Origin of the sequence: Amphibacillus sp. MSJ-3 (genome assembly GCF_018919165.1) — a bacterium.
Classification (GTDB): domain Bacteria; phylum Bacillota; class Bacilli; order Bacillales; family Amphibacillaceae; genus Amphibacillus.
This window is the reverse complement of the sequence record NZ_JAHLQM010000015.1, coordinates 44,148-58,580: the sequence shown is the minus strand read 5'-3', so window position 1 is coordinate 58,580 and position 14,433 is coordinate 44,148. Positions and strand designations below refer to the sequence as shown.

Genomic DNA, 14,433 nt, shown 5'->3' with positions numbered 1-14,433 from the left:
CTAAGATGATTCCTAGAAGTTTATAAATAATTGATTCTTGAAACTTGATATATTGAAGTAAATAGTATATAAGTTGAGGTAACAACTTGTCACATCCTTTTTAGGTATTTGTGTGTGTGGTTACCTCACTAATACCCTAAATCTAAGGGGGTGGCAAGTTTTTTAATGTTTAATGGCATGAAATCAACCAAAAATCAAGGTTTACTAAGAAACTTTTGACAATACGCATATTAATAGGAGGGGAGTTAAATGAAAATGGCAAAAATTTTATTAATTAGTATTATTTTTTCTCTTTCGTTTATTAGACCAGATTCTGTTTTTTTGGCAGAGGAGAAAATTGAATTTCCCCCTGATGATTTAGATCCAACAGAAAACTATGGTGAAATATTGAATAGTTCTGTTGAGCCATTGATGGGTAATGAGAGATTTCTTTTTGATGCTAGATTTTCCGTGGATAGATGGTGGGTTGTTCCAATAACCTTTACTACGAGAAATCCTGGTTTGCAAGTTTATTCAACTAACAACAGATCTACTACTTATGAAATTGGTGTTGGTACTTTTTCTGCTAGTACTGATAATTGGGGAGTAGCTTACAATAAGTGGCAGACTTTCGGAAGTGGTTATCACGTGAGGTACTACTCTGGTTTAAAAGCAGGAACAAAATATAGATTGGTAGTAAAAGGTAGTGGAAGTGGTAAACTTGGTGCAGTTGATTGGGTACCCAAATAATAACGTTAGAATGTAAAAAATTATCAATAAAGTAATTAAAGCACCAGTATAATAAGTTTTCAATAACTAGTTTCGGTTCTAAATATTAGTGTTGATTAAGTATACTGGTGCTTTATTATCTGCTTTCAAATCTTTACTCTTGACAAGAGTCTAGAATGTACTAACGCTGAGATGTTTAGTTGTAATATATAAATACGCAAAGAAATGTAGTACATTCAGTTGTATCATTTTACCTGAATTGTGTAATTATGATTCCCTTGTATGGGCTCTGTTCCTCTTTTTTTAATGCTATCTTAATTTTTGCTCATCCTTTCCTGATCTGTGACCACACAGTAAATTCGCCCTATATTTAGCCATTCCACCATCTAATAAGCTCGAAGCATGTAACAAAGAAGTATATCCGTATTTACTTCTTATGTGTTCAATTGTTTTGTCTAATTCTTCAGTCTTGATTATTTCTTTCATTGGTTCAAAGAAACTTAATTGTAACGACTGTTTTGGTTGAAGTTTGCCAAAGGTAACATTTACTACTCTCACCGGTAAATGTTCATAATAATTGTTAAATATAAATAGCATGTAGTTTTTGAGTTTCTTTGAAGAGTCCGTCCCTTCGATTGTCATTTGATGATTAAATCCACTTTGCGCAACATCTTTTGAATAACCAATCGATAGCTTTATCAGACTTGTTATTAGTCAGTTTTTTCTTAATCTCGCTACATTTTCATTGCAATATCAAACGTACTACCAAAAAGCTTGTGCGATTTACTAACATTTAAATGTTACATCCCAAATAACTTAGTTCACATGTATATAAAGAAAATGTAGCTAAAATCAAAAGGAGGTCTACCCTATGAATAAAGTAAATAAACCAAATATTACTGCTGAAAAACTTATAACTGATTTTGATTCTTTTTTTGAACAAAGCGACCCTTATATAACAGACCTTGTCATTGAAAATTGTGTGATAGTAGCTAAAGATATTGAAGGTATTGAGTTTATCAATGTTGTTTTTCGTCAAGTTGTCTTTGAAGAGGTTGTCTTTGAAAAAATGTATTTACGAGATGTTCAGTTTGAACGTTGTAATCTATCCAATGCTCAGTTTGATGAAGTAACGATGCAAGGCGTAGAATTTAACCGATGTCAGCTAACAGGTATCATGATGGGGGATGGAAGATTTCAACATGTAAGCTTTAATCATTGTAATCTCCAATTGGCAGGAATGGGGTATTGTACACAGAAATTCGTCCACTACCGTGAATGTTTATTAAGACAAGTAGACTTCTACCATAACAAGTGGAATAAGGTCTACTTTGATATTTGTGAATTATCAGGTGCTAACTTTTCCAATACAGCTCTAAAAGATATTGATTTTAGCTCTTCGACATTTGATCAAATTACTGTTAGAATGCAAGATCTTAAGGGATGTATTGTGAATCAAACTCAAGCTCAACAGTTATCAACATTACTAGGTTTGATTGTTAAATAACTCCTAAGTGCCAAACTGTTTCAATTTAATTGTATTTGCAGGGGCGAAAATGATTCATCTGATTTTACTTTATCGCAGTGCAACTATTAGTAAGCCTCCCACTTCAAGCATTTGAAGGAAAGTAAGGATTGTAAGTAGGAGATCAACTGACAGTAACGTACCGATTGGTTCAAGGGTCTTTGGGTCATCCCCTTGTGGAAGTAACAAAATGTATTTGGTGGGACGAGTAACCGCAAATCTCTTCGGTGGAACGAGTAACCGCAGTCCCAGTCCCAGTCCCGATCAATGCGGGAAAGGGGAAGGCAGACTAAACTCATCAGATTCTGTAGTCCCAAGCCCCCACGGATTGAAGTTTCACTTTATGACTATCATTGAAGGTGCGACCCTCTATCAAGGGTAATCGTGATGGATTAACATCAAGTGATTATAAATAAACCATTGAATTAACAGAAATGTAAGCGCTAAATTTTTTAAATAAAACTTAGTTAATCTGATAGACTAACTAAGTTGTTCGTGATAAAATACAGGTATTAGGTTAATAAAAAAATTTTTTGGAGGCTTTTAAAGATGGCATATTTTGATGGAATTACGAAAGTAAAATATGAAGGACGTCATTCAGATAATCCATATGCATTTAAGTTTTATAACCCGGAGGAGAAAATCGGTGGCAAGACAATGGAAGAAATCCTTCGTTTTGGTATTGCATATTGGCATACCTTTGTTGCTGATGGAAGTGATCCGTTTGGTGCAGGGACGGCAATTCGCCCTTGGGATCATTTGAAAGGAATGGATTTAGCGAAGGCTCGTGTAGATGCAGCATTTGAATTCTTTGAAAAAATTGATGCACCCTTCTTCTGTTTTCATGATGTAGATATAGCACCTGAAGGCGCTACATTGCGGGAGTCAAATAAAAATGTTGATGAAATCGTTGCAATGATGAAAGACTACATGAAGGATAGTAAAACAAAGCTACTGTGGAACACGGCAAATATGTTTACTAACCCACGCTGGACACATGGAGCGGGAACAACATCACATGCAGATGTGTATGCCTATGCTGCCGCCAAGATTAAAAAGGGCTTAGAAGTGGGTAAAGAGTTAGGGGCTGAAAATTATGTCTTCTGGGGTGGCCGTGAAGGATATGAATCACTCCTAAACACAAACTTGAAACTAGAACAAGAAAATCTAGCGAAATTATTCCATATGTCAATAGACTATGCTAAAGAAATAGGCTTTGATGCACAATTCCTAATTGAGCCAAAACCGAAAGAGCCAACTACACATCAATATGATTATGATGTAGCAACTGCAACCGCCTTCTTATATCAGTATGATCTACAAGATCATTTTAAATTTAACATTGAAGCCAATCATGCAACACTAGCTGGTCATACTTTTGAGCATGAATTACGCGTCGCACGTGAAAGTGGGATGTTAGGTTCTGTCGATGCAAACCAAGGGGATCCATTACTTGGTTGGGATACAGACGAATTCCCAACAGATCTATATGCAACAACACTAGCTATGTATGAGATTCTTAAAAATGGTGGCCTAGGTCGTGGTGGTTTGAACTTTGATGCTAAAGTACGTCGTGGTTCATTTGAAACAGAAGATCTATTCCATGCCCATATTGCTGGAATGGACGCTTTTGCAATTGGCTTACGAGTTGCCCAAAAAATGATTGATGACCGCTTCTTTGAAAATATCGTTGATGAGCGCTATAAAACATTTAACTCGGAAATTGGTAAGAAGATTACCTCAGGTCAAACAAATCTAAAAGAGCTTGAAGCTCATGCAATTGATATAGAAAATATTGAGATTCGCTCTGGTCAAGTTGAGAAAATTAAAGCAAGAATTAATCAATATCTATTAAATATCTAATAAAGTGAATCATGCGAATTGTGCTCGGCACTATTCGCATGATTTATATTGAAGGAGGTTCATAAATGAATTATGTTGTGGGGGTTGACCTTGGAACAAGTGCAGTAAAAGTATTACTCGTATCAAAAACAGGTCAAGTTGTAGATGAGGTATCAAAGGATTATCCACTTTATCACGATAAACCAGGTTATAGTGAACAGGATCCAGAAGATTGGGTTAAACAGACAAAGTGTGCATTAAAAGAATTAACTGACCGAATGGATGATCCATCATTAATTGAAGGATTGAGTTTATCTGGGCAAATGCATGGTCTAGTTTTATTAGATGAAAATGATCAACCACTTAGACGGGCGATTTTGTGGAATGATACCCGAACAACTGCTGAGTGCCGTGAGATTGAACAAAATGTTGGGCTAGAGCGCTTATATGAATTAACAAAAAACCCTGCATTAGAAGGCTTTACTTTACCAAAGTTACTTTGGGTGAAAAAACATGAACCGGAGATTTTTAAAAAAGCAAAGGTTTTTTTATTACCCAAAGATTATGTACGCTATGCTTTAGCTGGTGATATTAGTATGGATTTTTCGGATGCGGCAGGCACTCTACTTCTGAATGTTGCTGAAAAGACATGGAGTGAAGAGATGTGTGAGAAAAATGGTATTCCCCGTTCACTGTGCCCAACATTAGTTGGTTCGGATCAACAAACAGGAACGATTCTAGCAGATGTAGCAAATGAAACAGGCTTATCTACTTCTTGCAAAGTCTTTGCGGGTGGTGCTGATAATGCTTGTGGCGCAATTGGGGCAGGTATTTTAGAGGATGGCTTAACATTGAGTAGTACAGGAACTTCTGGTGTTGTTTTATCTTATGAAGCAACTGGCGATAAGGATTTCCAGGGACAGGTTCATTACTTTAATCATGGTGACCCATCTGCTTTTTATACGATGGGGGTAACATTAGCAGCAGGCTATAGCTTAAGTTGGTTTAAAGATACGTTTGCTAAAGATATTTCATTTGAGGAATTGATTACTGAAGCAAAAGCATCAACAGTAGGTGCAAAAGGATTGCTTTTTTCGCCTTATATTGTGGGCGAAAGGACACCGTATCCAGATAGTGCAATTCGTGCTAGTTTTATTGGTATGCAGGCAAATCATACGCGAGGGGACTTTGCTCGTGCGGTTATTGAAGGAATTACGTTTAGTTTAAATGAATCGGTTGAAATTTTCCGTCGTAAAGGTAAGCATATTTCAAAAGTTGTTGCAATTGGTGGTGGAGCGAAAAGTGATCTATGGTTACAAATGCAAGCTGACATCTTTAATGCAGATGTAGTGACATTAGCAAATGAACAAGGACCAGGTATGGGAGCAGCTATTATAGCAGCAGTAGGATCAGGTTGGTACCCGACATTGGCAGATTGTGCAAAAGATTTTGTTGCCTATACCAAAACCTATCATCCTATCCAGGAAAATGTGGAGAAATATCAAAGGATTTTTGAACTTTACCAACAAATCTATCCATCAACAAAACAACTTAATCATGATTTAGCGGCATTTCGCTAACAAGGTAAAAAACGGTCAAAATTAATAGATTAAAGCATCATTTGGGCTCGGGTTTTCAACTGAAATAGTTGTGAATACCTTATGATAGAAACTTGAAGCTAAGGTTACATCTGTAATTGATAGAGATCTTCAATATGTTGATAATCCCTTTCTGATTTCAAACAAATAATCCGAACCTTTTGATAAAGTGAAACTGCAATCAGTGGGGTTTAGTCTGCCTTCACCTATTCCCCACTGTGATTGCTCATCCCAAAGAAAACATGTGTTACTACCACAAGGGTATGACCTAAAAGCCCTTGGACCAATCGGGATGCTACTGATAGTTACACTGCGATAAATGAGTTCTGATTATTCTGTTTTTAATTATGATTTATCTATGATAAGCACCGTGATTGACGGATCCAACAAAATCATTTAATTTTAAACCATCTTTAATGGCAGCATGAACGAAGTCTTTAGCTACAATTACCGCTTCCTTAACTGATTTTCCTTGTGCAAGATTTGCAGTAATAGCGGCTGCAAATGTACAACCCGCCCCATGGTTATATGGAACTGCAATTTTCTCCTTTTCTAGGATTGAAAACTCTGAACCATCGTAGAAAAGATCGATAGCTTGTTCGTGGTCAAGTGCATTTCCACCTTTTATGACAACATTTTTTGCACCGAGGTCTATAATTTTTACTGCCGCTTCTTTCATACCATCTATATCATGGATTGGGCCTGTTTTTGCAAGCTGGCCAGCTTCAAATAGGTTAGGTGTTGTAATGGTTGCAAGTGGTAAAAGGAGTTCACGCATGGCATCAGTATTCTCAGGTTGCAGAACCTCATCTTCTCCTTTACATACCATTACGGGATCAATCACGACATTATTCAGCTGGTTTGTTTTTATTTTGTTAGCACCTAATTCAATGATCTCAACAGAACCAAGCATGCCTGTTTTCATTGCGTCAATTCCGATTGATAGAATCGTTTCAAGCTGTTTCTCTACAACATTGACATCAATTGGTGTCACATTATGATTCCAAGTCGCTGGCTCCATTGAAACAATCGATGTTAGAGCTGTCATTCCGTATACCCCAAGTTCTTGAAATGTTTTTAGGTCCGCTTGAATACCAGCGCCACCACTTGAATCAGATCCTGCTAATGTTAACGTTTTCTTCATGAGTTTGTCCCCCTCAAAATTATCATGCTATTTATTATAACACTATTTTCCTTGTGCGAAAATACACTAAATCTTTTTTAAAATAGGTTGTTCTGTGGAATATTGCTTTATCGCAGTGCAATTGTCAGTAAGACTCCCACTTCAGGAATTCGAAGGATGGTAACCATTGTAGGCAGGAGGTCAACTGACAGTAGCGGCCCGATTGGTTCAAGGAATCTTAGGTCATCCCTTTGTGGTAGTAACAAATGTTTCCGGTGGAACGAGTAACCGCAAATGTCCTCGATGGCCAGTCCCAGTCCCATTAAGCGGGAATGGGGGAAGGCAGACTAGATCTACCAGGTTCTGTGGCAAGACCTGTATGACCTAGGTCCTGTAGGTCTGTCCCCACTGAATGAAGTTTCACTTTATTCAGGCACGCTCCTCTGTTTTGTATTAAAACGAATGTATAAAGAAGAGATTCCCCTTCTGTATCTTGCTCATAACCTAGAGTACTGTCACTTTACATAATGCCAGGGTGAATATATTTTGCCCACAAACATCATACTCTGCCAATGCCGCGATTATATTTAGAAAATAAGTCATTCTTTTCCTATTAAATCCGGTTGATTATCCATTTACATTGATAAAGGTACTTAAGTAAAATATAATAGAGAGAAATAGTTATGAATACTAGTATGGTTATAATTATAAAAAAGAATAACAGCTAGCCAATCGGCTTAATTTAAAGAGAGGTTTAACTTATATGGTTAAAGCAACAAGAAAAAGCGCAGTTGGAGAAGCGCATAGTAAATTAATATTGATGGGAGAGCATGCGGTTGTTTATGATCACCCAGCTATTGCAATTCCTTTTGATACGTTGACAGTTGAGACGAGAGTCAGGCCAACGATTGGGAAGGTTCGATTTGCCAGTAACTTTTACACCGGTGAACTTGAGGATATGCCTGAAAAAATGTATGGTTTAGCAAAGTGTATTTATGCGGTATGTGCCAAACTTAATCAGCCACTTGAGCATTTTTATATTGAGTTGAATTCATTGATTCCAATTGGGCGAGGACTTGGATCAAGCGCCGCAATTGCGGTTTCTTTGGTACGTGGTTTGTATAATTTCTTTGGTGCGGACCTTAATCATGAAGTGTTGATGGAGTTAGTTGACTTGGCAGAAAAGTATGCCCATGGGACACCAAGTGGGATTGATCGGGAAGCGACAAGCCAAGATTACCCGATTTTTTTTCGGAGAAATGAATTAACAGAACAGGTCAAGATTGCACGCCCATTGCATATAGTTGTTGCGGATACCGGGAGAATCGGTGATACACATGCTTCCGTATCGAGTGTTAAGGATCGGTACGAAACAAACTATAGCGAAACGAAGGCGCGGCTTGCTCGAATTGGTTCATTGACTGTTCAGGCTCGTCAAGCTATGGAAACAGGTGAGCTTATTGAGTTGGGGGAACAACTCGATCAAGCTCATGTTGAACTAAAAGCACTAGGAGTCAGTGATCCAGGGCTTGATCATTATGTAGAAGCGAGTAAGGCAGCTGGTGCTCTAGGGGCAAAACTAACGGGCGGTGGACGAGGTGGCTGTATGTTCGCTTTGTCTGATTCATTTGAGCAAGCACGTCTAATTGAAAACGCCCTTAAAGATGCTGGTGCATCACAAACCTGGTACTGTCAAATTGTTGACGAGGTGATGAGTTATGAAGGCTAAAGCACGTGCGTATACAAATATTGCTTTAATTAAATATTGGGGTAAACGTGATGAACTCCTCTTCTTACCAACAAATAATAGTTTGTCGATAACATTAGACAAGTTTTACACGGACACGTCTGTTGAATTTGATGCTTCACTTAAGCAAGATCAGTTTATCCTAGACGGGCAGCATGTTGACTCAAAGGAGTTAAAAAAAATCAGTGCATTTTTAGATAAAGTACGGACATCTACTGGAGAAGTTCGATTTGCGCGAGTGGATTCGGTTAATCACGTACCGATTGCGGCTGGATTCGCCTCATCAGCTTCTGGTTATGCTGCTCTTGCAGCAGCGGCTATGAAGGCAACAGGTAGTAACATTAGCAAACGTGAATTATCTCAGATGGCTCGTCAAGGCTCCGGATCGGCGAGTCGTTCTATTTATGGTGGTTTTGTTGAATGGCAGATGGGTGTACAACCTGATGGTTCAGATTGTTATGCTGTTCCCCTTTTGCCCCAAGATGCTTGGGATCTGCGTGTTTTATCAATAGAAGTCACCCATGAAGTGAAAAAGGTACTAAGTCGAGAAGGGATGAAAAGAACGGTCGAGACCTCACCTTTTTTTACGGGGTGGTTAGAGGCTGTGGCTGCTGATTTAATTGAAGCTAAGCAGGCCATTTCTACTCGGGACTTTACTTTATTAGGGGAAACGCTAGAGAGAAACGCCTTAAGGATGCATGCAACAACCTTAGGAGCAGAGCCACCATTTATGTATTGGCAGAGTTCTACAGTAAAAGTAATGGAATCTGTCCAAGCCTTACGACAAGAAGGTTTAGAAGCTTACTTTACGATTGATGCTGGTCCAAATGTTAAAGTTGTTTGTCAACCACATGATGAACAAGGCTTGCTAAATGAGTTGAGTAAATTGGATGTTGTTAAACATATTTATCCTTGCCGAATAGGACCAGGTATTACATATTTAGATCTATGATTGGAGAGAGTAATATGAATGATGCGCGCTATACAGTACATGCACCAGGAAAGTTATTTATTGCAGGAGAATATGCTGTAACGGAGCCGAATCATGATAGTTTAATTGTTGCAGTCGATCGATATTTATCTGTTGATATTCAATCAAATCGAACCAATCGACTAGATTTACCTCAATTAAAATTAACGGATGTCAGTTGGGAGCTAAAAGAAGGCAAGGTGTTTTTTTCTAAGAAAGATCACCGGCTAAATTTTATTAAACATATTATCGAAACGTTTATTGCTTATGCGGGAGAACACCCACCTGTTCATATTTTTGTAACAAGTGAGCTTGATGAACAATCTGGGAAGAAGTACGGACTTGGTTCAAGTGCGGCTCTTTCTGTTGCTTTCATGACGGCTTTATTGAAGTTTTCCAAAAAGGATCAAACACTTAATAATCCCTTAAGCATCTTTAAACTTGCCTCGATTGCTCATTTTAGAGCACAAGGTAATGGTTCTTGCGCAGATATTGCTGCTTCTACCTTTGGTGGATGGCTAAATTATCGCTCTTTTGATGGTGAATGGTTGATGGATCAATTAAATCAAGGACAATCAGTCGAAGCATTGGTACAATCAAATTGGCCAGCATTGAAAATAGAATCTCTTCAGAAACCAGATGAACTTTATTTCTTGGTCGGTTGGACTCAGGAGTCTGCTCAGACTGGTCCCATGGTCACGAAAGTTCGGGAATTGCGAGATGGTCAATCAGACTGTTATCAATCTTTTTTGCAAAAGAGTCAACAAGCAGTTGCAAAAGTAATTACAGGATTTGAACAAGCGAATGTTAAAGATATCTTTTCTGGGATAAAAGCAAATCGAGAGGTACTCCGACTTATTGGTATCGAGGCAGATGTTCCCATTGAAACACCAACTTTAACAAAGCTAATTGAAATAGCCTCCCCCCATGGTGCTGCTAAAACATCAGGAGCGGGTGGCGGTGATTGTGGCATTGCTTTTGTTAATAAAACAGCAGAAATTGAACAAATTTACCAATCATGGATAGAATCTGGAATTGAACCTTTAACTTTGGATGTATCCGTAACTGGTGTCGTGATTGATTAAGCTAGTGGGCGTATATGGATGATCATATACGCTTATTTTATTGTTTCTGGCTTGTCTTAATCATTTTTATTTAGCTTCTTGGTGGGCTTGAGGCACAAGCTTCCTGTTAGAAGATTAACTATCTAATCACTAAATTTCTAACAAAATTTGAAGTGGGAATTCTCCGTCAGAGATCGGGGAAATTTACAATCTACCCTTTTTCTTCCCAATGTTATGACTAATCTATAATTATTACTTTCATTATAACAGGTGTGGAAGGTATGACCTATTGTGGAGATGGTATGTCGGTAAGCCCTTGGATCAAAGTATTGAGTCTAGTTTGCCAGTCATAACAAATAACTCTATTATGGTATGATAAGCATATAGCCTGATTAAAAAGGAAGTGATTATCCGTGGTATTTCGTTCGAAGATAGATGCGTTTTATGTAAAGTTCGTTATTATTTCTTTGTTAATTGTTAATGCGGTTATGCTAATGCCATTATTTTTAGTAACAGATATTAATCAAACGCTTATTGTTAGGATGCTGCTCCTTACATTCTTTATTTCCTTATTTTTGATTTGGTCGTGCTTTTCGATTAAATATGTTTTTCATCAAAATTATTTGTTAGTAAAGGGAGGATTACTTCGAAGTAAGATTCCCTACCATACAATGACAAAGATTGCGCCAACTAACGAGATTTTTTCCGGTTATAAATTGTTATCGGCTAAGGATGCGATCGAACTTTTCTATCAACAAGCTGTTTTTGGTAGTGTGAAAGTTTCCCCACGTGAAAAGACCCGTTTTATCACTGAACTTAAGAAACGCTGTCCCCATATAATCGATTTAACCGAATGACCTCAATTTTGAGGTCCTTTGGTTGTACAATATTTGATGTTGGTGATAAAAAATCCCTTCTCTGATTTAGGTACTAATCAATTAACGATTCGAAAAAATAATTAACTCATGCGTATTAGCCATAAGACTTAACAAACAAAATTTATTTTTATGCTAAAATAATAGTAAATGAGGATTAAAGGGTTGTGCCTTATGCTAATATTTTGGTTTCATTTACTTTATTTATTAACGGTTTGGACTATAGCAGCATATACAAAGAGCGATATGACAGATCTTGATCCGATGACGATTATCTTAAGTGCAATCTTTTTTACGTGCTATTTTTGTTTAACATTAACAAAAAAGCATCCAAGACTATTCCAAATCTTATTATTATTACTAGCCATGCTTGTTTTTTTCACCTTCAGCTCACAAACCTTTAATGGTTTAGTTCTCTTAATCCTTTTGGTGATTGCTATACAAGCAATTGATCATTTACAAGGTTGGCGTTTGTATATACAGCTTTTTGTTCAATATATTATTGTCATCTTTCCTTATTTACGCACTTTCGATCTATTTATGATCAGTTATCTTAGTTTACTGCTTCTATTTATCGGCTTCTTGCTCTATATTTGGCGACGGACGAACCAAACTTACGTAGAGTTAAATGATACATACATACAACTTGAAACAGAATATCGCCAGTTAAAACGACATACATTGATCCATGAAAAAATGGTTCGCCAAGAAGAACGTAACCAAGTTGCTCGTGATATTCATGATTCAGTCGGTCATCGATTAACGGCATTACTGATGCAACTTGAAGTAGCCCGAATTCAAGCATCAGATATCACTTTCCAAGAAAAATTTGATCAATTAAAGGTGCTCGCACAAACAAGTTTAGATGAGACGAGAGAAGCTGTTAAAGCATTGAGAAGTGAAGAGACAACAGGATTAACAGCTGTCATTCAGCTGATTCGTAAATTAGAAGCAGAAAGTCATTTGCGTGTGTCGTTTCATGTGCAATCTGGTGCGCTATCAATACCACTGTCAAATGACCAGTCAGTTGCTCTTTACCGATCTGTTCAAGAAGGGTTAACAAATATGATGCGTCATAGTGACGAAAGGCAGGCAAGCATTGAATTCAATTTTATTGGGGGACGATTTTTCCGTTTCCAAATTAGTCATCCCTTAAAAAAGAAGGTGGAGGTTGAAGAGGGCTTTGGCCTTCAATCAATGAGAGAGCGGTTAGAACAATTAAACGGCTCGTTAAAAATTAATCAAGTTGAAGGTGAATTCCGGCTAATCGGGACATTTCCAATCGATAAAGGAGAATAAAAGTGGTATCAATTTTATTAGCAGAAGATCAAGCGCTCGTTCGGCAAGGCTTAAAAATGATGATTGAAACGGCCCCAGAACTAAAGGTGAAGGGAGAAGCGAATAATGGCAAAGAGGCAGTTGAACTTTGCCAGAAAGTCCAATTTGATCTAGCTATTTTGGATATTCGTATGCCTGAAATGACAGGACTTGAAGCGATGCGTGAAATAAGGAGAAATTGGCCAAAGATTAAAATTTTAATTTTAACTACTTTTAATGATGAAGCATATGCCTTAGAAGCACTTAAAAATGGAGCTAATGGGTATATGTTAAAAAATGCGGATGTGGAAGAGTTAATCCGTTCGATCCGGAGTTGTTTACAAGGTGGGTTATCGATCGAGGATCAGGTAGCAGCAAAAGTTGTTCCGGCTATAATGGAAAATGAGCACAAAAAAGTGATCGATCCGAAGTTAACAAAACGCGAACTTGATATCATCATTGGTGTCGGTCAAGGATTAAGTAACAAAGAAATATCAGAGCAACTCTTTTTATCGGTTGGAACGGTAAAAAACCATATCTCTGTTATTCTAGATAAATTGGAGCTGCGCGATCGAACTCAACTGGCGATTTATGCTATTCGTCATCATATTGTTTAAAGAATGACTGGGGTCATGGTCAACTAAATAACTAATGACTGGAGGTAGTGGTGACACTATCTTTTTTTATGTAGACTAAATTTAAAGAAAAAGGAAAGTGGGTGCCTTCATGCTACAAGTCAATGATTTACACAAAAAGTTTAAAGGAACAACTGCAGTTAATGGTGTAAATTTATACCTTGGTCAGGGAGAGTCAATCGGTTTGCTTGGTCCTAATGGTGCTGGTAAATCAACAACGATTTCAATGATTTCGACTTTATTAACACCAACGAGTGGAGATATTCGTTTTAAAGGAACGGATGTTTTTAAGCAACCTGATGTGATTCGACCTGTTTTGGGTGTCGTTCCTCAGGAAATTGCATTATATGAGGAATTAACCGCCTATGAAAATATGAAGTTTTTTGGACAGACATATGGTTTATCAGGTAAAAAGTTAACAATAAAGATTGATGAAATATTAGAGTTAGTGGGGTTAACAGATCGTAAAAAAGAACGGATTAAGAATTACTCAGGTGGGATGAAGCGGAGAATTAATATGGCTGTTTCACTCATGCATGAGCCAGAGTTATTGATTATGGATGAGCCAACAGTTGGTATTGATCCACAATCAAGAAGTCATATTTTAGAGGTGGTACGCGAATTAAATCGTAGAAAAGGCATGAGCATTTTGTACACAAGTCATTACATGGAGGAAGTTGAGAAACTTTGTGATCGCGTTTATATTATGGATCACGGCCAAATCATTGCTTCCGGAACTAAAGAGGAACTAAAAAGTATTCTATCAAGTGAGGATACAATTTTAATCGAGGCCCATCAAAAGTCCGATCAGTTTATTGACCAATTAAATGAAAACGGAAGAATTCAACAAGTTGTTAAGGTTGATCAAGGCTATAAAGTGATTGTTTCAAAAGGTGAAGATTTATTTGCTGATATATTTGAACTTGCGAATGTATGTCAAGTGAAGGTTAAGGGCGTTCATGTTCAGACACCGACATTAGAGGATGTATTCCTCCATTTGACTGGAAGAAAATTAAGAGATTAGGAGGC

The 14,433-nt window shown here is 37.5% G+C and carries 13 protein-coding genes; 11 read left to right on the top strand and 2 right to left on the bottom strand.

Annotation, left to right across the window (positions count from 1 at the left end; genetic code table 11):
* Positions 1 to 249 precede the first annotated feature (249 nt).
* Positions 250 to 729, top strand: a complete 480-nt coding sequence (locus KQI76_RS06250) for a hypothetical protein (protein ID WP_216399462.1) — start codon at positions 250 to 252, stop codon at positions 727 to 729.
* A 288-nt stretch (positions 730 to 1,017) separates the two neighbouring features.
* On the opposite strand, the gene KQI76_RS11955 is transcribed toward KQI76_RS06250, so the two are convergent.
* Complete coding sequence (locus KQI76_RS11955) at positions 1,018 to 1,407, bottom strand: DinB/UmuC family translesion DNA polymerase (RefSeq protein ID WP_371817659.1); 390 nt, start codon at positions 1,405 to 1,407, stop codon at positions 1,018 to 1,020.
* Positions 1,408 to 1,579: 172 nt separating this feature from the next.
* Here KQI76_RS11955 and KQI76_RS06240 point away from each other — a divergent pair, with 172 nt between their 5' ends.
* From KQI76_RS06240 to xylB, 3 genes are all read left to right on the top strand, one after another.
* Positions 1,580 to 2,215, top strand: coding sequence for a pentapeptide repeat-containing protein (locus tag KQI76_RS06240; RefSeq protein WP_216399460.1), 636 nt, complete (start codon positions 1,580 to 1,582; stop codon positions 2,213 to 2,215).
* A 567-nt stretch (positions 2,216 to 2,782) separates the two neighbouring features.
* Positions 2,783 to 4,096 carry a xylose isomerase gene (gene xylA / locus KQI76_RS06235; RefSeq protein ID WP_216399459.1) on the top strand — a complete coding sequence of 438 codons (1,314 nt, stop codon included), beginning with the start codon at positions 2,783 to 2,785 and terminating at the stop codon, positions 4,094 to 4,096.
* Between the two features lie 65 nt (positions 4,097 to 4,161).
* A complete protein-coding gene (gene xylB / locus KQI76_RS06230) occupies positions 4,162 to 5,655 on the top strand; it encodes a xylulokinase (protein ID WP_216399458.1) in 1,494 nt (497 codons plus the stop codon).
* 370 nt (positions 5,656 to 6,025) lie between these two features.
* On the opposite strand, the gene pdxK is transcribed toward xylB, so the two are convergent.
* Positions 6,026 to 6,817 carry a pyridoxine/pyridoxal/pyridoxamine kinase gene (gene pdxK, locus KQI76_RS06225; RefSeq protein WP_216399457.1) on the bottom strand — a complete coding sequence of 264 codons (792 nt, stop codon included), beginning with the start codon at positions 6,815 to 6,817 and terminating at the stop codon, positions 6,026 to 6,028.
* A 742-nt stretch (positions 6,818 to 7,559) separates the two neighbouring features.
* On the opposite strand from pdxK, the gene mvk reads away from it, so the two are divergent.
* From mvk to KQI76_RS06190, 7 genes are all read left to right on the top strand, one after another.
* Positions 7,560 to 8,525, top strand: a complete 966-nt coding sequence (gene mvk, locus KQI76_RS06220) for a mevalonate kinase (protein WP_216399456.1) — start codon at positions 7,560 to 7,562, stop codon at positions 8,523 to 8,525.
* A complete protein-coding gene (gene mvaD, locus KQI76_RS06215) occupies positions 8,515 to 9,495 on the top strand; it encodes a diphosphomevalonate decarboxylase (RefSeq protein WP_216399455.1) in 981 nt (326 codons plus the stop codon). Before mvk ends, mvaD begins: the two co-directional genes overlap by 11 nt.
* 14 nt (positions 9,496 to 9,509) lie before the next feature.
* Positions 9,510 to 10,598 carry a phosphomevalonate kinase gene (locus tag KQI76_RS06210; RefSeq protein ID WP_216399454.1) on the top strand — a complete coding sequence of 363 codons (1,089 nt, stop codon included), beginning with the start codon at positions 9,510 to 9,512 and terminating at the stop codon, positions 10,596 to 10,598.
* 392 nt (positions 10,599 to 10,990) lie between these two features.
* On the top strand, positions 10,991 to 11,434 hold the full coding sequence (locus KQI76_RS06205) for a PH domain-containing protein (RefSeq protein ID WP_216399453.1): 444 nt from the start codon (positions 10,991 to 10,993) through the stop codon (positions 11,432 to 11,434).
* A gap of 192 nt (positions 11,435 to 11,626) precedes the next feature.
* Entirely contained in the window at positions 11,627 to 12,751 is a 1,125-nt protein-coding gene (locus tag KQI76_RS06200) for a sensor histidine kinase (RefSeq protein WP_216399452.1), read from the top strand.
* A 2-nt stretch (positions 12,752 to 12,753) separates the two neighbouring features.
* Positions 12,754 to 13,386 (top strand): response regulator, encoded by a 633-nt coding sequence (locus KQI76_RS06195; protein ID WP_216399451.1) that lies wholly within the window; start codon positions 12,754 to 12,756, stop codon positions 13,384 to 13,386.
* 109 nt (positions 13,387 to 13,495) lie between these two features.
* Positions 13,496 to 14,428, top strand: coding sequence for an ABC transporter ATP-binding protein (locus KQI76_RS06190; RefSeq protein ID WP_216399450.1), 933 nt, complete (start codon positions 13,496 to 13,498; stop codon positions 14,426 to 14,428).
* Positions 14,429 to 14,433: the final 5 nt, after the last annotated feature.

Coding starts and splice junctions, on each gene's coding strand:
- KQI76_RS06250 (WP_216399462.1), top strand. CDS start 250: ATGAAAATGGCAAAAATTTTATTAATTAGTATTATTTTTTCTCTTTCG.
- mvk (WP_216399456.1), top strand. CDS start 7,560: ATGGTTAAAGCAACAAGAAAAAGCGCAGTTGGAGAAGCGCATAGTAAA.
- KQI76_RS06210 (WP_216399454.1), top strand. CDS start 9,510: ATGAATGATGCGCGCTATACAGTACATGCACCAGGAAAGTTATTTATT.
- xylA (WP_216399459.1), top strand. CDS start 2,783: ATGGCATATTTTGATGGAATTACGAAAGTAAAATATGAAGGACGTCAT.
- pdxK (WP_216399457.1), bottom strand. CDS start 6,817: ATGAAGAAAACGTTAACATTAGCAGGATCTGATTCAAGTGGTGGCGCT.
- KQI76_RS06240 (WP_216399460.1), top strand. CDS start 1,580: ATGAATAAAGTAAATAAACCAAATATTACTGCTGAAAAACTTATAACT.
- xylB (WP_216399458.1), top strand. CDS start 4,162: ATGAATTATGTTGTGGGGGTTGACCTTGGAACAAGTGCAGTAAAAGTA.
- KQI76_RS06200 (WP_216399452.1), top strand. CDS start 11,627: ATGCTAATATTTTGGTTTCATTTACTTTATTTATTAACGGTTTGGACT.
- KQI76_RS06190 (WP_216399450.1), top strand. CDS start 13,496: ATGCTACAAGTCAATGATTTACACAAAAAGTTTAAAGGAACAACTGCA.
- mvaD (WP_216399455.1), top strand. CDS start 8,515: ATGAAGGCTAAAGCACGTGCGTATACAAATATTGCTTTAATTAAATAT.